This is a genomic window from Brevibacterium sp. XM4083, assembly GCF_006489205.2.
In the GTDB taxonomy this organism is placed as follows: Bacteria; Actinomycetota; Actinomycetes; order Actinomycetales; family Brevibacteriaceae; genus Brevibacterium.
Window position 1 is genome coordinate 372501 of the sequence record NZ_VFYR02000003.1, and the last position, 21466, is coordinate 393966.

The 21466-nt window shown below is 68.2% G+C and carries 22 protein-coding genes; 8 read left to right on the top strand and 14 right to left on the bottom strand.

Annotated features, from left to right (window positions below; all coding sequences use genetic code 11):
• The first annotated feature begins 102 nt into the window (after positions 1-102).
• The 5 genes from FJ887_RS10980 (at position 103) to FJ887_RS11000 (ending at position 5055) form a co-directional block, all read left to right on the top strand.
• A complete protein-coding gene (locus tag FJ887_RS10980; protein ID WP_137827037.1) occupies positions 103-831 on the top strand; it encodes a GntR family transcriptional regulator in 729 nt (242 codons plus the stop codon).
• Between the two features lie 63 nt (positions 832-894).
• Positions 895-1866 (top strand): tripartite tricarboxylate transporter substrate binding protein, encoded by a 972-nt coding sequence (locus tag FJ887_RS10985; protein WP_137827038.1) that lies wholly within the window; start codon positions 895-897, stop codon positions 1864-1866.
• Positions 1867-1874: 8 nt separating this feature from the next.
• Entirely contained in the window at positions 1875-2909 is a 1035-nt protein-coding gene (locus tag FJ887_RS10990) for a 4-hydroxythreonine-4-phosphate dehydrogenase PdxA (protein WP_140955389.1), read from the top strand.
• A 16-nt stretch (positions 2910-2925) separates the two neighbouring features.
• The gene (locus tag FJ887_RS10995) at positions 2926-3528 is read left to right on the top strand and encodes a tripartite tricarboxylate transporter TctB family protein (RefSeq protein WP_137826185.1); all 603 of its coding nucleotides are present in this window, start codon (positions 2926-2928) and stop codon (positions 3526-3528) included.
• A 9-nt stretch (positions 3529-3537) separates the two neighbouring features.
• On the top strand, positions 3538-5055 hold the full coding sequence (locus tag FJ887_RS11000) for a tripartite tricarboxylate transporter permease (RefSeq protein ID WP_137826186.1): 1518 nt from the start codon (positions 3538-3540) through the stop codon (positions 5053-5055).
• Positions 5056-5070: 15 nt separating this feature from the next.
• Here FJ887_RS11000 and FJ887_RS11005 read toward each other — a convergent pair whose 3' ends face one another.
• Both FJ887_RS11005 and FJ887_RS11010 read right to left on the bottom strand, forming a co-directional pair.
• On the bottom strand, positions 5071-5922 hold the full coding sequence (locus FJ887_RS11005; RefSeq protein WP_137826187.1) for an aldo/keto reductase: 852 nt from the start codon (positions 5920-5922) through the stop codon (positions 5071-5073).
• A 74-nt stretch (positions 5923-5996) separates the two neighbouring features.
• Positions 5997-6404 carry an MmcQ/YjbR family DNA-binding protein gene (locus tag FJ887_RS11010; RefSeq protein ID WP_249356837.1) on the bottom strand — a complete coding sequence of 136 codons (408 nt, stop codon included), beginning with the start codon at positions 6402-6404 and terminating at the stop codon, positions 5997-5999.
• A 153-nt stretch (positions 6405-6557) separates the two neighbouring features.
• Here FJ887_RS11010 and FJ887_RS11015 point away from each other — a divergent pair, with 153 nt between their 5' ends.
• Entirely contained in the window at positions 6558-7718 is a 1161-nt protein-coding gene (locus FJ887_RS11015) for a zinc-binding dehydrogenase (RefSeq protein WP_137826188.1), read from the top strand.
• Between the two features lie 10 nt (positions 7719-7728).
• On the opposite strand, the gene FJ887_RS11020 is transcribed toward FJ887_RS11015, so the two are convergent.
• Complete coding sequence (locus tag FJ887_RS11020; protein ID WP_137826189.1) at positions 7729-8487, bottom strand: HpcH/HpaI aldolase family protein; 759 nt, start codon at positions 8485-8487, stop codon at positions 7729-7731.
• Between the two features lie 108 nt (positions 8488-8595).
• On the opposite strand from FJ887_RS11020, the gene FJ887_RS11025 reads away from it, so the two are divergent.
• Positions 8596-9249 (top strand): SRPBCC domain-containing protein, encoded by a 654-nt coding sequence (locus FJ887_RS11025; RefSeq protein ID WP_137826190.1) that lies wholly within the window; start codon positions 8596-8598, stop codon positions 9247-9249.
• A 25-nt stretch (positions 9250-9274) separates the two neighbouring features.
• On the opposite strand, the gene FJ887_RS11030 is transcribed toward FJ887_RS11025, so the two are convergent.
• The 8 genes from FJ887_RS11030 to FJ887_RS11065 all read right to left on the bottom strand — a co-directional run bounded on the left by FJ887_RS11030 (position 9275) and on the right by FJ887_RS11065 (position 17662).
• Entirely contained in the window at positions 9275-10072 is a 798-nt protein-coding gene (locus FJ887_RS11030; RefSeq protein WP_137826191.1) for a helix-turn-helix domain-containing protein, read from the bottom strand.
• 38 nt (positions 10073-10110) lie between these two features.
• Positions 10111-11625: a tripartite tricarboxylate transporter permease gene (locus tag FJ887_RS11035; RefSeq protein ID WP_137826192.1), complete on the bottom strand. Its 1515-nt coding sequence runs from the start codon at positions 11623-11625 to the stop codon at positions 10111-10113.
• Positions 11626-11639: 14 nt separating this feature from the next.
• Entirely contained in the window at positions 11640-12233 is a 594-nt protein-coding gene (locus FJ887_RS11040) for a tripartite tricarboxylate transporter TctB family protein (RefSeq protein WP_137826193.1), read from the bottom strand.
• Positions 12230-13303 (bottom strand): Bug family tripartite tricarboxylate transporter substrate binding protein, encoded by a 1074-nt coding sequence (locus FJ887_RS11045; RefSeq protein WP_249356838.1) that lies wholly within the window; start codon positions 13301-13303, stop codon positions 12230-12232. Before FJ887_RS11045 ends, FJ887_RS11040 begins: the two co-directional genes overlap by 4 nt.
• A gap of 105 nt (positions 13304-13408) precedes the next feature.
• Complete coding sequence (locus tag FJ887_RS11050; RefSeq protein WP_137826194.1) at positions 13409-14698, bottom strand: CaiB/BaiF CoA transferase family protein; 1290 nt, start codon at positions 14696-14698, stop codon at positions 13409-13411.
• A 12-nt stretch (positions 14699-14710) separates the two neighbouring features.
• Positions 14711-15631: a hydroxymethylglutaryl-CoA lyase gene (locus FJ887_RS11055; protein WP_137826195.1), complete on the bottom strand. Its 921-nt coding sequence runs from the start codon at positions 15629-15631 to the stop codon at positions 14711-14713.
• 215 nt (positions 15632-15846) lie between these two features.
• Positions 15847-16383, bottom strand: a complete 537-nt coding sequence (locus FJ887_RS11060) for a dihydrofolate reductase family protein (protein ID WP_137826196.1) — start codon at positions 16381-16383, stop codon at positions 15847-15849.
• 4 nt (positions 16384-16387) lie between these two features.
• A complete protein-coding gene (locus FJ887_RS11065) occupies positions 16388-17662 on the bottom strand; it encodes a CaiB/BaiF CoA transferase family protein (protein ID WP_137826197.1) in 1275 nt (424 codons plus the stop codon).
• Between the two features lie 227 nt (positions 17663-17889).
• Here FJ887_RS11065 and FJ887_RS11070 point away from each other — a divergent pair, with 227 nt between their 5' ends.
• Positions 17890-18171 (top strand): hypothetical protein, encoded by a 282-nt coding sequence (locus FJ887_RS11070; RefSeq protein WP_137826198.1) that lies wholly within the window; start codon positions 17890-17892, stop codon positions 18169-18171.
• A gap of 85 nt (positions 18172-18256) precedes the next feature.
• Here FJ887_RS11070 and kce read toward each other — a convergent pair whose 3' ends face one another.
• The 3 genes from kce to FJ887_RS11085 are packed head-to-tail and all read right to left on the bottom strand — an operon-like array spanning position 18257 to position 21410.
• A complete protein-coding gene (gene kce, locus FJ887_RS11075) occupies positions 18257-19186 on the bottom strand; it encodes a 3,5-dioxohexanoate:acetyl-CoA acetone transferase (RefSeq protein ID WP_137826199.1) in 930 nt (309 codons plus the stop codon).
• Positions 19187-19239: 53 nt separating this feature from the next.
• Entirely contained in the window at positions 19240-20013 is a 774-nt protein-coding gene (locus FJ887_RS11080) for an SDR family oxidoreductase (protein WP_212743338.1), read from the bottom strand.
• A 41-nt stretch (positions 20014-20054) separates the two neighbouring features.
• Positions 20055-21410: an MFS transporter gene (locus FJ887_RS11085; protein ID WP_171007078.1), complete on the bottom strand. Its 1356-nt coding sequence runs from the start codon at positions 21408-21410 to the stop codon at positions 20055-20057.
• Between the last annotated feature and the right edge of the window lie 56 nt (positions 21411-21466).

Genomic DNA, 21466 nt, shown 5'->3' on the forward strand with positions numbered 1-21466 from the left:
ATCGCACACGATGCGACACTCCGGCGAAACACCCATTGATTACTGCTGTGATCCGCGTTACAGTCTTTGCACTACTGTATACAAAAGAGGATCTATTCAAAAGTGTCGACTCTCGTTTCCTCCCAGCCCAGCCTGTCGGTGCTGGCGCGGCAGGCCCTCGAACGCACCATCCTCGAAGGCAACTACCTTCCCGGTGAGCGTCTCGTCGAGGAGCGCCTGTGCGAAGAGCTCGGCATCTCCCGTCCGCCGCTGCGCGAGGCGCTCAAGGAACTCGCCCACACCGGACTCGTCGAGCACACTCCCCGCAAGGGCGTGCGGATCATGGCGATCACCCAGCACGACGTGTTCGAGATCGCCACCCTGCGCCGCGAACTCGAGTCGATGGCGCTGCGCCTCGCCCTGCCGACCCTCGTTCCCGAACGCGTCGACCGGTGCCGGGCGGCGCTGGCGACGATGCAGGACATCGCGGATTCGGGATCCGAGGGCGACATGGTCGCGGCGGGCTTCGAGTTCCACTACGCCGTCGTCGGCCTCGCCGGCCACGCCCGCATCGAATCGACGTACCGGGCGATGGCGATGCAGCTGCAGATGTGCATGGCCCTGAACAACCAGGCGCGGCGGGAGATCGAGGACCTCGACGGCAACGTCGCCCGGCACGCCCACATGCTCGAGGTCATCCTGCGCGGCGACATCGACGAGATCGAGACCGAACTCGACAACCACGGAAACCTCTCATTCCTCATCGACGTCGTCGACCGCCTCGACGGGGCGACTCCGGAATCCGACCGCTGGCTCGAGGAGGTGCGTGCCTCATTGCGCACTTCCGAGTGATCGCCTGATCGCTCCGGCTCCACCGGCACCACCGACCTGGAAGTTCTGTCAAAGGAGATGGACATGCATTCGAAGAAGCTGCTCACCACTGTCGCCGTGGCCGGCGCCCTGTCGCTGGCCCTCAGCGCATGCGGTCAGGGATCGTCGGGCTCATCCGACGGCGGATACGAGCCCCCCGGCAACGTCACGATGATCGTGCCCTTCGCCGCCGGCGGCGGCAGCGACATCGCCGGCCGCGCCACCGCCTCGGGTCTCGAGGAGGCGACGGGCAAGTCGATCACCGTGCAGAACATCGACGGCGGCTCCGGCGCGGTCGGGTACTCGGAGTTCCTCGGACGCAGTGGGGACCCGAGCTACCTGCTCGCCACGGAGACGGCGATGCTCGCCCTGCCGGCGACCCAGGACGTCGAGTTCACGTACGAGAGCTTCACGCCGATCATGAAGCTCGGCGACGACTACACGCTCATCGTCACGAAGGCCGACTCCCCGCTCAACACGTGCTCGGATCTCACGGACAAAGCGCAGAACGAGCGCACGGTCGTCGCGATCTCCGGCGCCACCGGCCTCGACAACATCACCTTCACGCTCATGGAGAAGGCCACCGGGGCGACGTTCGACCGCGTGCCCTTCGAATCCGGCGCCGAGGTGATCACCGCAGTCCTCGGCGGTCAGGTCGAGGCGATCTCCGTCAACCCCGGCGAGGTCGCCGGTCAGCTCGAGTCCGGTGACCTCAAGCCGCTGTGCGCCGCCTCGGACGAACGCTACGAGTACGACGCGCTCAAGGACATCCCGACGGCGAAGGAACAGGGCATCGATGTCGCCTTCGCCCAGTTCCGCGGCGTCATCGCCCCCGGGAACATCCCGGATGAGGCGAAGCAGTACTGGATCGATCAGTCGAAGAAGTTCGCCGAGTCCGATGCCTACAAGAAGTACATCGAGGACAACATGATGCAGCCCAACGTCGCCTACGGGGACGACTTCTCCGCGTATCTGGCGGAGAACGACAAGGAGCTGCGTCAGGCGATCGGGAAGTGAGCGCCGCCGTGACCGAGACCACGACCCGCCCCCGCCTCGTCCTCGTGCCCGGCGATCTCTCCGGGGTCGGCCCCGAGCTTCTCGCCCGGCTCCTCGCCGACCCGGACAACCGCTCACGCGCCGATGTCCTCGTCACAGCCACCCCCGACGAACTGCAGGCCTTCGCCGACACCGCCGGGGTGAGCATCCCCGACCGCGATGCCATCGAGTTCCTCGGCACCGCCTACGACGGTGAGGAGATCGCACCCGGAGTGGTGAGCACGGCAGCCGGTGAGCGGGCCCTGGCCGACCTCGGCACCGCGCTCGACCTCTGGTCGGCCGGACGCGCCGACGGGGTGCTCTTCCTCCCGCTCAACAAGGGCGCGATGGGCCGGGCGGGGATGACGGAGGAGGACGAGCTGCGGTGGTTCGCGAAGCGCATCGGGTTCACCGGCTTCACCTCCGAACTCAACTTCATCTCCTCCCTCGTCACCGCCCGCGTCACCTCGCACGTGCCGGTGTCCCAGATCGCCGCGGGCATCCGCGCCGGCCGGGTGCTCGAGACGATCGAGCTCCTCGACCGCGTCGTCCGAGAGACCCGGACCCCGACACCGAGGCTGGCAGTCTGTGCGCTCAACCCGCACGCCGGGGAGGGCGGGAAGTTCGGGCGGGAGGAGATCGAGGACATCGCCCCCGCCATCGAACTCGCTCGCACCCGCGGCATCGACGTCGAGGGCCCGTTCCCGTGCGACACGCTCTTCGGTCGCGCCGCCGGCGGCGACTACGACGGGGTCGTGACGATGTACCACGACCAGGGGCAGATCGCGATGAAGCTGCTCGGCTTCGATCAGGGGGTGACCGTCCACGGCGGGCTCCCGATCCCCATCGCCACCCCCGCCCACGGCACCGCGCACGGGATCGTCGGCACCCGCACCGCCGATCTCAGCCCGAGCCAGCACGCCTTCGACCTCGCTGTGGCGATGGCCGCCTCGCGCCGGGACACGGCTGCCGCGCAGGACCCGATGACCGGGACGACCGCCTCGGCGGGGGCTGAGACGCGATGAACGGAATGGAGGAGCCATGAACACGGTCACTGCGAAGAATCCGCCCCGCAACCGCCCTGAGGTCTCCGACGTCATCGGCACCGCGATCCTCGGGGTCGTCGGAGCCGTGGCAGCGGTCATGGGGATCGGCTACGGGCTGAGCGTCGACAGCGGCGAGGTGGGGCCGGGCCTGCTGCCGTTCCTCACCGGCACCTTCATCTTCCTCGCCTCGGTGGCGGAGATCTTCCGTCTCTTCTTCGCCCGCGTCGGAACCTCGGGCGGGCGCATCATGTCCGCCGTCGAGGACATCGAGGCCACGGCCGCGGAATCGATCGACTCCGCCTCCGAGGCGGTCTCAGCCAGCGGGGACGACGTCGACACCTTCGGTCGCACGGAGAAGCAGCGCAACCGCGCGCCCTTCGTCATCTTCGCGACCTTCGGCATCGCCCTCGCCCTCGTTCCGGTCCTCGGCCTCATCATCGCGCTGTCCCTGGCGATCCTCTTCCTCCTCATCGTCGTGGAGAAGCAGAAGTGGTGGACCTCGGCGGCGGCGACGATCGGGGCCGCCGTGTTCGTCTACATCGTCTTCGGCCTCGTCCTCTCGGTTCCCATGCCGACGGGGATGCTCGGCCTGATCTGAGGAGTTCTCATGATCGACAATCTCATGCTCGGGCTGGAGACCGCGGTCAGCCCGGAGAATCTGCTGTGGTGCTTCGTCGGCGTGCTGCTCGGCACGGTCATCGGATTGCTGCCCGGCCTCGGATCGACCACGGGCGTGGCGATCCTCCTGCCCGTCACCCTGACGTTCGACCCGGTGACCGCGCTCATCATGCTCGCCGGCATCTACTACGGGTCACAGTACGGGTCGTCGATCAGTTCGATCCTCATCTCGACCCCCGGTGACTCCTCGAGCGTCGTGCTCACGATCGACGGCTATCAGATGGCGCGGAAGGGCAGAGCCGGAGCGGCGCTGGCGATCTCGGCTCTCGCCTCGTTCTTCGCCGCCATCGTCTCCCTCATCGGCCTCATCGCCCTCGCACAGCCGATCGCCCGGTTCGCCCTCAACTTCGGTCCGGCCGAGAACCTCGCGATCATCCTCCTCGGCATGGCGACGATCGTGTCGTTCGCCGGGGAGAACATCCTGCGCGGCATCACGATGGCCGCGGCCGGACTGCTCGTGTCGATGGTCGGGGTCGCCTCGGGATTCTCCACGGCGCGGTTCACGTTCGGCAGCGTCAATCTCCTCTCCGGCCTCGACTTCGTCGCCGTGATGATCGGCATCTTCGCCGTCGGTGAGGTCCTCCACCAGATCCGCCGAGGCGGGGAGAAGCCCATCCGCGCCGGTTTCCGGGATCTGCTCGTGACGAAGGAGGAGCTGCGGCGGGCGTTCCCGTCGACGGTGCGCGGCACCGGTCTCGGCTTCACCGTCGGAGTCCTGCCCGGCGCCGGGGCGACGCTCGCGACGTTCCTCGCCTACGGTGTCGAGAAGCAGGTGAGCCGGTTCCGGCAGTTCATCGGCAAGGGCGCACCCGAGGCCGTGGCGGCTCCCGAGGCGGCGAACAATGCGGCCGCGAACGCGAGCTTCATCCCGACCCTCGCCCTCGGCATCCCCGGCAGCGGCACGACGGCGGTCCTCCTCGGCGCCTTCATCATCTTCGGTCTGCAGCCCGGACCGCTGCTCTTCCAGCAGGAGCCGGATCTCGTGTGGGGTCTGCTCGTGAGCTTCTTCTTCGGCAACCTCATCCTGCTCGTGCTCAACCTGCCGATGGCGCCGGTGTTCGCGCAGATCCTGCGGATCCCCTACGTCTACCTCTATCCGATCGTGCTGATGATGAGCTTCATCGGCGCCTTCGCGCTCGGCAACAACATGTTCACCCTGTGGATCGTGTTCTTCTCCGGGCTGCTCGGCTACTTCATGAAGCGCTTCGACTTCCCCGCCGCGCCGTTCGTCCTCGGCCTCGTGCTCGGCCCGCTGCTCGAGAAGTACCTCGTGCAGACCTCGGCGCTGGGCAACGGCAGCCTGCTCATCATGTTCCAGCAGCCGCTCTCGCTCATCCTCACCCTCGCGGCCCTCGTCGCACTGGCCTACCCGCTCATCGCCGCGGTCATCCGCAACCTGCGGACCCGGCGGGCCGATGCGAAGCAGCGCGAGACCGTGACGCACTGAGGCCGCCGCGGCCGGTCACATCTCTTCGTGCGTGAGCGGGTCCCGGTCCTTCATCCGGCCGCGCTCGAGTCCGGAGATCGCAGCCACCTCGGCGGGGGTGAGGCTGAAGCCGAAGATGTCGGCGTTCGTCCGCTGGCGGGCCGGGTTCGCGGACTTCGGGATCGGGATGCTGCCGATCTCGACGTGCCAGCGCAGCACCACCTGGGCCGGTTCGACGCCGTGGGCGGCCGCCGCCTCGGTGATGGGCGCTTCGGCGAAGAGCCCGCCGTCGCGGTAGAGCGGTGACCACGATTCGGTCTGGACGCCGATCGACCGGTGGAAGTCGACGAGCGCGGTCTGCGGGAAGTACGGGTGGAGCTCGACCTGGTTGACGGCGGGGGTCACGCCGGTGGCCTCGATGAGTTCGGTGAGCATGTCCGCGGTGAAGTTCGAGACGCCGATCGATGTCACGAGTCCACGGTCGCGCAGTTCGATGAGGCCGCGCCACGTGTCGACGTACTTGCCGACGCTGGGGTTGGGCCAGTGGATGAGGTGGAGGTCGAGGTGGTCGAGGCCGAGTCGGGCGAGGGATTCCTCGGTGCTCGCGATCGCCTCGTCGAAGCCGTGGTGGCGGCCGGGGATCTTGCTCGTGACGAACAGGTCCTCGCGGGCGACGGGGCTCTCGGCGATCGCGCGACCGACTTCGCGTTCGTTCTGGTAGTTGACCGCGGTGTCGAGCAGTCGGTAGCCGCCGGCGATGCCGGCGTCGATCGCCGCGACGCCCTCGTCACCGGTCATCGCGTAGGTGCCGAGGCCGATCTGCGGGATCGGACGACCATCATTGAGATCGACGGTGGGAATCGGGGTGCCGTTGCCGGATTCAGTCATGATTCCACCCTACGACCGTCAGCGCACGACCGCACCCGTTGCCCTCACCTGCAAGTGTCGACGTCGGGGTCGTCTCAGGACTGCGAGTCCGCTTCCGCCTCGACGAGCCTGGCCAACGTCCTCGGTGCGGTGCTGCGGTAGGAATCGGTGAGCAGCTCGCGGAGTTCCGCGTCGGGAAGGTCGTCGATGTCGATGCCGATCCATCCGGTGGGCCCCAGGTACATCGGGACGAACGTGTCGTCGCGCTCGAGCATCACCTCGGCGTCTTCAGGATCGAGCAGGAGGAGGACGGCGTGCGGATGCTGCTCCATCTGCCCGGTCACGTGCTTCTCCGTGCCGCCGAAATACGCGAAGATCTTCTTCGTGAAGAACGCCGGGCGACCGTGCGAGACCTTCTCCTGCGCATCGGGATACCCGAGCGCGAGCGTCCGGAACCGCGCGAGCACCGGGTCATCATCGTCGAACATCTGCGCGTGCGCCATGTCCTCACGATACTCCCGCCGAGGCGGGACGGCCCGAACCCCGACGAGGACGATCCTCCGCCCGACAACGGCGCATGAAATCATCGTGGCGCGTGCGTGAACTCGGGCGACTTGTGTAGACAAGTCACGCCGAGGTTGGTCAACTGGTCGTCTATGGACGACCAGACCTCGACTGCGACCGCGGGCTCCAGCCGCCGCGACACCGCGACCCGGACCACCCCGACTGCCTCCGCGACCCCGACTGCCTCCGCGGATCTTCCCGCCGCCTCATCGAATCCTCTGCCCGGGCCTCCGGCGGCGACCGCCGAAGCGCTCGTCTGGCTCGGCGATGATCGCTTCGACCGGCAGACCCTGCCGATCCCGGTCCTCGCGGACGGGGAGAGCCTCGTGCGCCTGAGCGCCGCGACCGTCTGCGGATCGGACCGCCACACGGTCTCCGGCCATCGCTCCGGGGCCTGTCCGTCGGTGCTCGGCCATGAGGGAGTCGGCGTCATCGAGGCGACGAGGGGCGATCTCACCGTCGGCGAGCGCGTCGTCTTCGCCGTCACCTCGGTGTGCGGGACGTGTGAGAACTGCCGGCGTGGACTGAGCGCGAAATGCGCCGCGGTCGCCAAGGTCGGCCACGAAGCAACCGACTCCGGCTGGGCCCTGTCGGGCACCTACGCGTCGCACATCCTCCTGCCCGCCGGCGTCGCGGTCGCCCCCGTTCCCACGCACGTGCCCGACGCCGTCGCGGCGACCGCCGGCTGTGCGGTGGCCACGGTCATGGCCGCCCTCGACGCGGCCGGGGAGCTGGCCGGACGACGAGTGCTCATCAACGGCCTCGGGATGCTCGGACTCGCCGCGGTCGCGGCGGCGAAGGCACGCGGGGCTGCCGAGGTCGCCGCGTTCGACCCCGCCCCAGACCGTCGCACCCTCGCCGCCGCGGCAGGCGCCGACGTCCTCGTCACCGGTGACGGAGACACCCCTGCCGAGGTCGACGTCGCCATCGAACTCTCCGGCGCTCACGCGGGAGTCCGCACGTGCCTGGACGCGCTCGGCGTCGGCGGCACCGCGGTCCTCGTCGGCAGCGTCTCACCCGGCCCGGACGTCACCGTCGACCCCGAACGCATCGTCCGCGGGTGGCGCACGATCACCGGGGTCCACAACTACGAGCCCCGGCACCTCACCGCCGCCGTCGACTTCCTCGCCACCGCCGGATCGGTGCTGCCCTGGGACGACATCCTCGGCGGCCCCATCGGGCTGACCGATCTGCCGGCGGAGTTCGCCCACCCCACCCCGGGCCTGCGCACCGTCGTCGACCTCCGTCGCTGACGGCAGACTCTCAGCTGCGGGCTGCCTCGAGGTCCTCCCGCAGCGCCCGGCCCGCTGCCCCGATGTCACTCGCCGAGGTGATGAACCGGAATCCCTGCTCCTCCCGCAGCTTGGCCTCCGCCCCGGTCGAGCAGTGGATGCCCGGCACGATGCTGGCGGAGTCCGCGGCGGTGCGGATGCGCACGAGCGCCTCGGCGTGGGCGTCGTTGGGCTGGCCCGGATCCGTGCCGACGGCGAACGCGAGGTCCGCCGGGCCGACGTAGACCCCGTCGACGCCGGGCACCGCGCAGATGTCCTCGACGGCGGCGAGCGCCTCGGCGGTCTCGATCATGACGAAGAGGAGCGGACGGGCGGCGCGGGAGTCCTGCACCCGGCCGGTGAGGATCTCCGCGGTCGGACCCCACGAGCGGCGGCCGCCGCGACTCGGGTAGTCGAGCGCGGCGACGGCTGCCTCGGCGTCGGCGACGGAATCGATGAGGGGAACGATGATCGCCTCGACGCCGGCGTCGGCGAGCAGCCCGATCTCCGTGAACCGGTTCGCCGCGACTCGGGCCGTGACGAGCGCGGACCCGTGTGCGCGGACGGCATCGGACAGGCGCACGACGTCACCGGACCGGGCGAGACCGTGCTGGAGGTCGAGGCACACGTAGTCGAACCCGGCCGCCGCCCCGATCGTCGCGAGCTCCGGGGCCGCCGACATCATCCACAGGCCGTTGTAGATCGCCCCGTCGCCGAGGCGGGCGCGATGGGTCTCGAGTGCAGCAGTCATGGTTTCATCGAACCATATCGCGGCGCCGCGGCGGTGGGGACGACCGCGATCCGGGCGGGCCTATGATGAGAAGCGCCGACCGCCGGCGACCGACCCGAAGGAGCACGCATGGCGTACCGCACGGATGACGAGATCATCGCCGCCCAACCCGATTCCGTCGCGCGCACCCTCACCGTCGACGTCGCCGACGGCATCCGGCACACCGCGCAGTCGCTGACCCAGACCTTCCCCGTCTCACTGGAGAACCTCTGGGAGGCGTGCACCGATCCCGAGCGCCTCGGCAAGTGGTTCGCGCCCGTGGCCGGTCACTTCCGGCTCGGCGGACGCTACGTCATCGAGGACAACGCCGAGGGCACGATCACGGCCTGCGAACCCCGCGAATCCTTCACCCTGACGTGGGAGAGCGCCGGTGATGAGAGCGTGGTCGACGTGCGCATGGCCAAGGACGGCCGCCACGCCCGGCTCACCCTCGAACACCGGTTCACCGCCGAGGCCGACGCCGACTTCTGGACGCAGTTCGGCCCCGGTGCCGGCGGGGTCGGCTGGGACCTCTCGTTCCTCGGTCTCGCCCTCTACCTCGAGTCCCGCAGCGATGAGCCCCGCGACGAGGCGACGTTCGAAGCCGAATCCGCCCACGACTTCATCCGCATCGTCAGCGATCGCTGGGCTGAGGCGTCCCGGCAGGCCGGCACCCCCGACGACGAGGCCCGGGCCGCCGCCGAGCGCACGACGGCGTTCTACCTCGGCGAGGGCGACAGCTGACCCAGCACCGGCTTCACTGAGGCGGTCATCGGGGTCCGCTGCGGGCCGCCCCGACCGAGAGGCGGGCGATGTCGCGGAGGACGTTGAGCTCCTCGCTGCCGTCGAGCAGCGACTTCAGCTCGGTCGCGGCATTCGTGAGCAGTCCGCGGTAGGCCCCGGCGACGTTGTCGGGTTCGCGGGAGAGCGGATAGGACACGCAGAGCGCGAAGACCGTGGGCCCGACCGTGAAGGCGACACTCGCCGAGGCGGTCCCCTTGACCCGTGCCTGCTTCGTTGCGTAGAACTCCTGCGGACTGCCCGGTCCGCACAGGGCGAGCGCCCCGGACCCGCCGTCGACGAGCGGGAGGATCGTGCCGACGCTGCGCGTGACCCGCAGTTCGTGGTCGGCTTCGACGTTGCGCACGCACACGCGGTCCTCGCCGACGCGGACCCACAGCTGCACGGACTCGCTCGCCCGGGTCCGCAGGTGCTCGAGGACGGAGTTCGTCGTCGCGATGCTCCGCCGCCCGGGGAACGGCCCGAGTCGCAGCAGACCCGAAGGGTCGCGGACGATGAACCGGTGGGCGCGCAGATCGGCGAGCAGCCGGTAGGTCGTCGACTTCGAGTAGCCGAGTCGCCGGCACACCTCGGCGGCGGTCAGCGGTGAGTCCTGAAGGGCGGTGAGGATCGCTGCGCTGCGGGCGATGACCCCGACCTCCTGCACTTCACCGGTCGGCGGGGTCTCCGCGGACCTGCGGTTGCCGCCGTCGGGCGGGTCCGGGTCCGGTCCGGCGCGCACCTCGGCGATGGGGTTCGCCTCTGCCGTGTCGATGGACCGTGCCATGGGGGCCTTCCTCTCGTGTCTGACGGTGTGCGGTCGGGTCAGCCGACGCTGACGTCGGCCAGGAGCTTCCGCCGACGCACCCACCAGCGGAAGAGGAACGGACCAACGATGCCGGCGAGCATGAGGATGATGATCGCCAGGGACACCGGCCGGGTGAAAAGGGGCGCGATCGAACCGCCGGAGATCTGGAGCATCCGGCGGAAGTTGTCCTCGAGGAGCGGGACGAGCACGAGCGCGAGGATCGACGGGGCGAGCGGGATGCCGCCCTTCTCCATGAGGTAGCCGATGACCCCGAAGATGCCGAGCAGCAGGAGGCCGAAGAGGCTGAATTCGATCGCGTAGGCGCCGATGACGACGAGGACGAGGATCGCGGAGAAGAGGATCTCCTTGGGCATCTTGAGCAGTTTGACGAAGACGCCGACGAGCGGGAGGTTGAGGATGATGAGCGCGACGTTGCCGATGTACATGCTCGCGATGATCGTCCAGATCAGCGCCGAATCGTCACGGAAGATCAGCGGTCCCGGCTGGAGCCCGTACATCGTGAAGACGAAGAGGAGCAGCGCCGTCGTCGCCGATCCCGGAATGCCGAGGCTGAAGAGCGGGATCATCGCCCCGCCGACGCCGGCGTTGTTCGCCGCCTCGGGACCGGCCACGCCTTCGATCGCCCCGTGCCCGAACTCGTGCTTCCGCCGTGAGATCCGCTTCTCCATGATGTAGGACATGAATGATGCGAGCGACGGCCCGACCCCGGGCAGAACGCCGATGATGAAGCCGAGGACCGACCCGCGCGCCCACGGTCCCGCCGAGCGCTGCCAGTCCTCCTTCGTCATCCACCTGTCGCTGCCGAAGCTCTGGATCTCCTCCTTCGCTCCGCGCCCGAGGGCGAGGTTGCGGATCGCCTCGGGGATCGCGAAGAGCGCCATCGCGAAGATCGTGAAGTCGATGCCGTCGGAGAGGAGTCCGATGCCGAAGGTCTGGCGCGGCAGCCCCGTCTGGAAGTCGAGGCCGATGAGGCCGACGGCCAGCCCGATGAAGATCGAGATGAGCGCCTTGGCCCGGGACCCCGCCGACATCGTCGAGGCGAGGAGCAGCGCGGTGGCCATGAGGAGGAAGTACTCGGTGGCGCCGAAGTAGTTCGCGAGCTGGACGAGCAGCGGGGAGAGGAAGGTCAGCCCGATGATGGCGAGCGTGCCGGCGAGGAACGACCCGATCGCCGCGGTCGCGAGCGCGGCTTTGGCCCGACCGCGGCGGGCCATCTCGTAGCCCTCGATCGCCGTCACCGCGCTGGCGACCTCACCGGGGGTCTTGATGAGGGTCGCGGTGATCGACCCGCCGTACATCGACCCGTAGTAGATGCCGCAGAGGAGGATGAGCCCGTGCACCGGCTCCATGCCGAAGGAGACGGGGATGAGGATCGCGATCGCCGAGATCGGTCCGATGCCGGGCAGGACGCCGACGACGGTGCCGAGGAGGACCCCGAGCAGGGCGAAGGCGAGACTGGCCGGCTGCACCGCTGCGGCGAAACCGCCGGCGAGGTCACCGAGAGTGTCCATGTCCGTGCCTCCCTCTACCCTAGGATTCCCACGGGCAGGTAGACCTGCAGCCCGTAGACGAAGGCGACGTAGATGATGACGGAGAAGAGCACCGAGTAGAGGAGGTTGCGGATCCACTTCTCCGGGGCGTAGAGGCTCGTCACCGTCATGAGGAAGGCCGCCGTCGAGAGGAGGAAGCCGACGGGAATGACGATCGCGAGGTAGACGAAGAAGAGCGCGAACTGGAGCACGACCCTGCGGGCCGGCGGGTCCTCGGGCGCGGGGAGGACGACGCCCGAGGCGGGTTCAGGCTCCTTGTCGCCGGGGGCCGTGTCTGCAGGCGTCGCGTCTGCGGCTGTCGTGTCGCCGGGCCCTGTGTCTGCCCTGGTCGCGTCCACAGCCGTCGCATCTGCCCTGGTCGTGCCCGCGGCCGTCCTCCTCCCCTGCCACAGGGCCTGACCGGCGAGGAAGAGACCAAGGATGATCAGTCCTGCCCCGACGATCGCCGGGAACGTCCGCGGCGTGACGATGTCGGACGTCTCCTGGATGGAGAACGTCGCGAGGTAGTAGATCACGCCGATGACGGCGACGACGACCCCGGTGACGAGGTCGCGCCTCGTCGCGGTCATTTCTCCGAACCGATGCCGGTGGCCTTGACACCCTCGTCGACGGTGGTCGCGGCCTCCTTGACGTAGGCCTGCGCGTCCTCGCCGGTCTTGAACTCCGGTGCCCATTGGTTCTTCTTGACCGTGTCCTCCCAGGTGGGTGACGTGCTCATCTCCTCGAGCGTCGTCGCCCAGTAGTCGACGGCGGTCTGCGGCATGTCCGCGGGACCGTAGACCCCGCGCCAATTGCCCAAGGTCACGTCGTACCCGGAGTCCTTCGCCGTCGGCACCGTGTCGAAGGGAGCCGCCAGCGGCTGCTCGGCGAACGTGACGAGGGGGACGATGTCGCCGGCTTCGAGCACGGACCGGAACTCGCTGAGCCCGGCGATCGCGACCTTCGCATCGCCGTTGAGCATCGCCGTCGTCTGTTCGCCGCCGCCGTCGTAGTTGACGAAGTTGACGTCGGCGGGCTTGACCCCGGCGGCCTGGGCGAAGAGCGCGAACGGCAGCGTGTCGTCACCGGCTGCGGCGACGGTGACCTTCTGCGGGTCGTCCTTGAGCGCGGCGACGAGGTCCTCGAGGTTCTGGATGTCGCCGTCCTTCGGGCCCACGACCATGAAGTCCTCGACGTAGAGCGTGGCGATGAGAGTGGCATCCTCCGGGCCGTACTCGCACAGTCCCCGCGCCTTCATCGTCTGGCTCGCCAGCGACGTGATCGCGATCTGATCGTCCTTGCCCTTGTCCTGCTGCATCATCGTCGTCAGCCACGAGCAGCCCGTGCCGCCCGGCCGGTTCTGCACCGGCAGCGGCGAGGTGACGAGTTCGTCGCGCTGCAGCGCCTCGACGACGGCGCGTGCGGTCGTGTCCCATCCTGATCCGGGTTCGGCCGGGGCCGTCACCGTCACCGGGCCGCTCGGGTAGTCCCCGCTCTCGCCGGGCGGCTGCGCCTTGCCCTGGCACCCCGAGAGGACGAGCGCGGTCGCTGCCACCGCGGCACCGATCCCCGCCCAGCGTGTCCTTCCCCGCCTCATCGCCGAGGCGGTCGCCGCGCCGCCCGTCGTTCCTGTCTGACCTGAGATCTCCGTTGATCGCATTGTCACTCCTTCACCGGCTGCAGTTGCCTGCAGTGCCCTTTCTTCTTCCGTCTGCGTGCGGACCTCTGTCGGCGGAAGCCCCGCGGTCGCGGAACCCGTCGCGGGTCATGGCGACTGCACCTCCGCCTCGGTGCGCTCGGGTGCGTCCTCGCTGCCGGCGAGGTCATCGTCGCCGTCACCGGCCGCCGCGTGCGCTCGCGTGCTCGGGTGCTCGGCCTCAGCGCCGGGCACCGGCTCCTCCGGGTTCTGGTCGCGGTAGATCCCGTTGTGCTCCCCCGGGGCGGGCACGTCGCTGCGCTTCGGCAGATGCACACCGTCGAAGGTCAGCGGCAACAGCGGGACGTCGACGCGCTCTCCGGTCGGCAGCGCCGTGGCCGCCAGCGCCCCGGAGGCGACGAGGTGGGGGTCGGCGGTGAGATCGGCGGGCGTGTTGACGGGAGCGACCGGGAGGCCGCGCCGAGTGCACTTCTCGACGATCTCGTCGAGGCTGAGGTGGGACAGCGCGGCCTGGAGGACGCGGTGGATCCGGTCGCGATTGTCGACGCGCCCCTGATTGTCAGCCAGGGCGGGGTCATCGGCGAGCTCGGTGAGTCCGAACTCGTCGCAGAGGTCACGCCACTGTCCGTCGCTGACGGCGGCGACGAAGACCTGGCTGTCGTCCCGGTCGCGGAAGATGTCGTAGACCGCCCAGGTCGCCCGCCGGGTGGGCATCGGCCGCAGCGGTTCGTCGCTCAGCTGCGCTTGGGCCATGTGGGTGCCGACGAGGAACGCGTTGTTCTCGAAGAGCGCGGAGTTGACGACCTGCCCGTAGCCGGTCCGCTCCCGAACCCGCAGCGCCGAGAGGATCCCGATGACCCCGAACATGCCGCCCATGATGTCGTTGACGCTCGCCCCCGCGCGCAGGGGCTGGCCGGGCGGTCCGGTCATGAAGGCGAGACCGCCGAGCATCTGGACGACCTCGTCGAGGGCGGTCCGCTCACCGTAGGGGCCGGTGAGGAAGCCCTTGAGCGAGCAGCAGATGAGTCGCGGATTGCGCGCGGCGAGCTCCTCATAGCCGAAGCCCAGGGACTCCATGCGCCCGACGCGGAAGTTCTCGAGGACGACGTCGGCGGAGTCGATGAGGGTGAGTGCGATGTCACGGTCGGCCGCCTCGGCGATGTCGAGTTGGACGCTGCGCTTGTTGCGGTTGAACGCGGGGAAGAGTCCTGAACCCGAACCCGGGAGGTAGCGGGTCTTGTCGCCGCCTCCGCGGGGTTCGATCTTGATGACCTCGGCGCCGAGGTCGGCGAGGATCATCCCGCAGCTCGGCCCCATGACCATGTGGGAGAACTCGATGACGCGGATGCCGTCGAGCGGCAGCGGTTCGGGGCTCGTGGTCGTGTCCTCTGCGCTCATGGCTCGCCCCGCTCAGCTCGTCAGGTTCGCGGGAACCGCGGGGATCTGGGACAGGCTCGAGGTGAGGTCGTGGCCGACGGCCGCGGTCAGCGGCGTGCGGACCTGGGCGAGCGCGTCGACGTCGATGCCGGTGGCGACCCCTTCGCGGTGGAGGAGGTGGACGAGGTCGTCGGTGCCGATGTTGCCGGCGGCTCCGGGGGCGAACGGGCATCCGCCGAGGCCGCCCATGGCGGCGTCGAAGTTCTCGATGCCGAGGTCGAGGGCGGTGATGACGTTGGCCATGCCGAAGTTGTACGTGTCGTGGAGGTGGAGGCTGACCGGCTTGCCGGGGAAGGCGTCCATGACCGCCGAGGTGTTCGCGGCCACGAGCGAGGGGTTGGCGTTGCCGATGGTGTCGGCGACTCCGATGCTGTGCGCGCCGGCGTCGACGAAGGGACGGAGGACCTCGACGAGGCGGCCGGCGTCGGTGATGCCGTCGAAGGGGCAGATGAAGCTCACGGCCGTCGTGATGTCCCAGCGCAGTCCATGTTCGGTGGCGTAGTCGGCGGCGGCGAGCAGGCGTTCGGTGGCCTGCGCGATCGGAGCGTCGGAGTTCGCCTGCGAATGGCCTTCGGAGGCGGAGACGACGAGTTTGATGTTCTTCGCCCCGGCATCGACGGCCCGCTGTGCCCCTTTGAGATTGAAGACGAGGGTGAAGAACTCGACGCCCTGGTCCTCATAGGGCTGGAGGCGACGCAGCACATCGTCGGTGTCGGCCATCTGCGGGACCTTCTTCGGGTTGACGAAGGAGCCGACCTCGAGCTGGGTGAGGCCTGCGGCGATGAGCCGTTCGGCGAGTTCGACCTTGACGTCGGTGGGCACGATGGTCGACTCGATCTGGAGGCCGTCGCGCAGCGTCGTATCGAGGATGTGAACCGCGGTCGGCCGAACCATGAGACTCCTTCGGGGTGGCTCCCGGTCAGCGGGACGGCCGGCCGGGATGCCTGGTGCTGCACGCACCGTTGCGTGCTGTTGTCAGGGATACCATAGCCCCGCGCGCACGGGGAAGAAGCAGCGGTCGGTATGTGAGAGCGAAAGGGAAACTCATCGACGCAGTTCCCGTTTTTCGGGAATGGTCGCGGCACTCAGCGTCGGGTGCCGACGGTCGCTCAGCGTTGGGGACGGTAGTCGAGGACGACGGCGCCGGATCCGAGTTCGGTCCGCCCTGTGAGTTCGAGGTCGAGTCGCGGCTCGAGGCCCGCGAAGAGGTAGGGTCCGTGTCCGGCGACGCGGGGGTGGATGACGAACTGGTACTCGTCGATGAGTCCCAGCTGTGCCAGCGCTGCCGGCAGGGTCACGCCGCCGACGGCGATGCCGTCGGTCGAGTCGGCCTTGAGGCGTTCGATCTCCGTCCTCAGGTCACCGGTGATGAGCTGCGAGTTCCAGCCGACCTCGGTGCGGGTGGAGGAGACGACGAACTTCCGTGCGGCATTGATCGCCTGGACGAACGAATCCTCGGCGATCTCGGGTGCAGGGTTTCGCCAGGCCGCTTCCATCATCTCGTAGGTGGTCCGGCCGAAGAGGAGGCCGTCGGCGCAGAGGAGGTTCTCGGCGTGATGGCGGTGGAGCTCCTCGTCGACGACACCCTCGCGGTGGTCGACGCAGCCGTCGAGGGTGACGTTGATGGCGTAGCGCAGCGCGGCCATGGGCTCAGTCCGCGTCCGTCGGTTCGGTGGTGCCGCCGTCGTCCGGGCGGCTGAGTCCGAGCCAGGCGAGGACTTCATCCGTGTGTTCGCCGAGGTCGGGGCCGAGGTGATCGATCGGCAGCGAGGCGGTGCCGATGACCGGGGTGATCCCGGGGAAGGCGACGTCGGTCAGCGTCTCCTCGCCGGTGGAGACGTCGAGGTGCTGGATCATTCCGCGGGCGCGCAGCTGGTCGTCGGCGACGAGGTCCTCGGCCGTGTAGATCGGTCCCGCGGGCACTCCGGCGGCGTCGAGGACGGCGACGACGTCGTCGACCTCGCGGGTCGCGCACCAGGCGCCGATCGCCTCGTCGAGTTCGTCGCGCCTGGCCCACCGTCCCGCATTGGTCTGCAGGTCGGGGTCATCGCCGAGATCGGGGCGGTCGATCGCGGCCATGAGGCGGGTGAAGATGCCGTCCCCGTTGCCGGCGATGACGACGGACTTCCCGCCGGCGCAGAGGTAGCCGTTCGACGGCGCGATGCCCTCCATGCGGCCGCCGGTCCGGGTCCTCACCTCGCCGAAGGCGGAGTAGTCGGGCACGAGGGACTCCATGACGGAGAACATCGCCTCGTTGAGCGCGACGTCGACCGTGCGGTCGGCCAGCGGGCCCTCCCCTTCGAAGCCGGTCTCGGACCCGACGACCGCCTCGGCGGCGCCGTGGATCCTCTGCTGCTGACGGTCGAAGAGCATCATCACGGCGCCGAAGGCTGCCTGCATGCCCGCGATCGAATCGCCGATCGAGACGCCCACACGCACCGGCGGGCGGTCGGGATCGCCGACGAGTTCGCGGAAGCCGGAGTATCCCTCGGCGACGGCGGCGAAGCCCGGGCGCGCGGACAGCGGGCCGGTCTGACCGAATGCGGAGATGCGCACGAGGATGAGTTCGGGGTTGACCTCTTCGAGGACGTCGGGGCCGATCCCCCACTTCTCCAGGGTGCCGGGGCGGAAGTTCTCGAGGACGATGTCGGAGCGGCGGACGAGTTCGAGCACGGCCTCCCGTCCCGCCTCGGTGCGGAGGTCGAGGGTGACGGACTTCTTGTTGCGGTTGATCGTGCGGTAGAGCATCGACGTCGTGCCGGCCGTCAGGCGCCAGTTGCGCAGTTCGTCACCGGTGCCGGGACGCTCGACCTTGATGACCTCGGCGCCGAAGTCCGCGAGCATGCGCCCGGCGGTCGGCGCGGCGATGTAGTTGCCGAGTTCGAGGACTCGCACTCCGTCGAGCGGGAGGCGTCTGGTGGTCATGGGAGGCTCCTGTTCTCGGGCGGCCGCGACAGGCACCGCCGGGCGAACGATGGTCGCTTGACCTCCCATAGTGCCAGGTCATGGTCGCGGGCGCGGAGTCCTGCGTGTCCGCAAACTCAGAGTTCGATGAGTATTGCACAAACCTCCTTGCCGAATCGGAGGAGACGGCCAAGACTGACGAACATGTCGCGCAGTGCGACGGTTCGGCACCAGAGAAGGAGTGGGACATGACTTCGGAGAACTTCGGCAACGGCGGCTTCAACTCCGAGCAGGGGCAGGATCCGCAGGAGTCACAGCAGGGCCACCCGGGTCCGGGCAGCCAGTCCGAGTTCGGCGAGCAGGACACCGGCGGGCAGCCGCAGGGCGACCGCGGCGGGGTCGGCGGCCTCGACGGGCAGCAGGCGGGCCGCCCCGAAGGCGATGGCCTCGGCGACGGGCAGGACCGTCGACGCCTCGAGGAGAGCGAGGACGAGGGATTCGGCGGGACGCAGCAGCCTGAGACCGACTGACGCCGCACTCACTCGATCCGGGACCGATGGGTGGGGTCTCTTCGGAGACCCCACCCATCGCCGTCTCATCGGGGTCTGAGCCGGGTCAGAATGCGACCTGATCAGCACCTTTGAGTCCGAGCATGGCACGCGCTTCGTCAGGTGTGGCGACTTCCATCCCGAGTTCCTCGACGATTGCGCGCATCTTGGTCACCTGCTGCGCGTTCGACTCAGCCAGCCGACCCGGCCCGATCCACAGCGAGTCCTCGAGCCCCACGCGGATATGCGATCCCATCGTCACGCCCATCGTCGCCAGCGGCTGCTGGTTCCTCCCCGCGCCGAGGATCGACCACTCGTAGTCGTTGAGCAGTCGATCAGCGGTACGGCGCATGTGCATGAGATCTTCCGGGTGGCCACCGATTCCGCCGAGCAGCCCGAACACCGACTGCACGAACAATGGCCCCTGCGCCAATCCGCGATCCTGGAAATGGGCAAGCGAGTACACGTGCGAGATGTCGTAGCACTCGAATTCGAAGCGCGTGCCGTTGGCGTTGCCGATCTCGAGGATGCGCTCGATGTCGGCAAAAGTGTTCTTGAAGACGAGGTCACGGGAGTTCTCGAGGTGCACTCGCTCCCATTCGTGGTGGAAATCCGGATACTTGTCGAGCATCGGGAAGAGTCCGAAGTTCATCGACCCCATGTTGAGGCTCGCCAGCTCCGGCTTGAATGTCGCCACCGGCTGCATTCGCTCCTCGACGCTCATGTGCGGCGACCCTCCGGTGGTGATGTTGACGACCGCATCGCTGTTCGCCGCGACCTTCTCGAGCACCGGAGCGAAGTGCTCCGGTTCCTGAGAGGGTCGTCCGTCCTTCGGGTCACGCGTGTGCAGATGGAGGATTGCCGCGCCCGCCTCGGCGGCACCGATGGCGGCATCAGCGATCTCATCCTGAGTGACGGGAAGGTGAGGTGACATCGTGGGAGTGTGGATGGCGCCCGTGACCGCCGAGGTGATGATGACTTTGCGTGGTTGTGCCATGACTTCGAGTTCCTCTGGAATCAGTGATCGAATGAGATGAAGGGGCGAACAGCTCAGTAGAGCTTCTCCGTGTTGCCGTCGACGGCCATCGCCTGCCCACTGACATGTGAGGCCATCGCCGACGCGAGGAACACCGCCATATTGCCGATGTCATCGGCATCAGCGAGCTTTCCGAGGGAGGACTGCCCGGTGTAGAGCTCGGTGACTTCAGCCACGGTCGTGCCCAGCATCTCAGCCTTCGCCGCGATGACACCGTCAATGCGCGGACCGCCGACCGCTCCGGGGCAGATGGCGTTGCACCGGATCCCCTCAGGTCCCAGTTCGATGGCCAGGGTCTTCGTCAGTCCGACAACAGCCCATTTCGACGCCGAGTACGGGCTGCGACCGGCCATGCCCAGTCGCCCCGCAGCCGACGACAGATTGACGATGGACGGCCTCTCGCTCTTGCGCAGCAGTGGTAGGAAATGTTTGATGCAGTAGAACTGACTGTGGATATTGACGTCGAAGGTCGACAGCCACGCGGCAGACTCGAGGGTTTCGACCGGTCCTGTCGGGCCGGCTATCCCGGCATTGTTGACGAGGACGTCGAGTCCTCCCCACTCGGCGTTCACTTCGGCGGCGAGTGCGTTGACCTCATCTTCGGCTGCGGCATTCGACACCGTGGTGCGCAGGCCGGCGCCGCGAGCTTCGGTTGCCGCCGCTTCATCGACATCGGTCACCCACACTCGCGCGCCGACGTGGCGGAAGCGCTCGGCGATCGCTCGCCCGATGCCGGCGGCTCCCGCAGTGATGAGGACGCGGGCGTCATCGAGTTCGAACATGTCCATGGCTGGTCCTTTCGCTGTGTCTGCGGTGTCGATCATCGGGATCACTGCCCGGGGTGAGGCGTCGGGGTCCGACCGGGCGATTCGGCGACATCGCTGCGGTCGGTCTCGTGTCCCTGCTTGAGGAACGGGATGAGGCACGCGCCGATCACGCAGACCCCGACGATGAGCCAGAGGCCGGAGACTGCCGAACCGGTCAGATCCTCCATATACCCCATGATGTAGGGTCCGAGGAATCCGCCGAGCAGCCCGATCGTGTTGACGAGCGCGAGTCCGGCCGCGAGGCTGACGCCGGTGAGTCGCGTTGCGGGGAACGTGAAGAGGATCGGCTGCAGCACGAAGAAGTTGAAGGCCGCGAGGGAGAAGCCGATGAGCCCGAGCACAGGTCCCCCGATCGCCCCGATGATGTAGCCGACGATGATGCCGATCATGGCAGCCAGCGCGATGCGCTTCGACATGCTGGCGGTCTTCGCGAACCGCGGCAGGATGAGGGCGCCGACCGCGGAGAACACCCAGGGAACGGCAGTGAGGAGTCCGATCTCGATCGAGCTCATCTCACCCCAGCTGCCGATGATCGACGGCAGGAAGAAGTTGAGGGCGTACACCGCCAGTTGGTGACCGAAGTAGATGCCGATGACGAGGATGATCTGCCGGTCCCGGACGATGTCGATGAGCCGGTGGTTCGCCGCCCCCGATGCTCCCGCCTGTTCTTCGGCAGCGATGGTCTTCTCCAGTCGGTCAGCTTCCTCGGGAGTGAGGAACTTCGCCTGGCGGGGACCATCGGGCAGGAATTTCCAGACGACGAAGGCGAGGAAGCACGCCGGCAGACCTTCGATGAGGAACATCCACTGCCACCCGTGCAGTCCGAGGAACCCGTCCATCGTCAGAAGCAGTCCGCCGATCGGAGCGCCGACGATGTTCGCGATGGAGACGCCGAGGAGGAACGCACCGTTGGCCTTGGCCCGGTCCTTCACGGTGAACCATTTCGTCAGGTAGTACATGACACCGGGGAAGAGTCCGGCCTCGGCGATGCCGAGCAGCATGCGAAGGATGTAGAACGACCATTCGCCCTGGACGAACATCATCGCCGCTGAGATCAGGCCCCAGGTGATCATGATCCGCATGATCCACCAGCGTGCACCGACCTTGTGCATGATGATGTTCGAGGGGACCTCGAAGAGCGCGTAGGTGAGGAAGAAGAGTCCGGCACCGATTCCGTAGGCTGTCGCGGAGATTCCCAGGTCGATCTCCAGGCGGTCCTTGGCCATCCCGATGTTCGTCCGGTCGAGGAACGCGAGAATGTAGGCGGCGATGAGCAGCGGCATGAGCCGGGCGAAGATCACCCGATTGAGGACTTCGGGTGGGCGAGGGGCTGTCCTCGGATTCGCAGAGTTCGACATGATGTTCCTTCGTGAGAGTGGATCCGGTTCGGCTGCGCTGCCGAACCTCAGGTGCG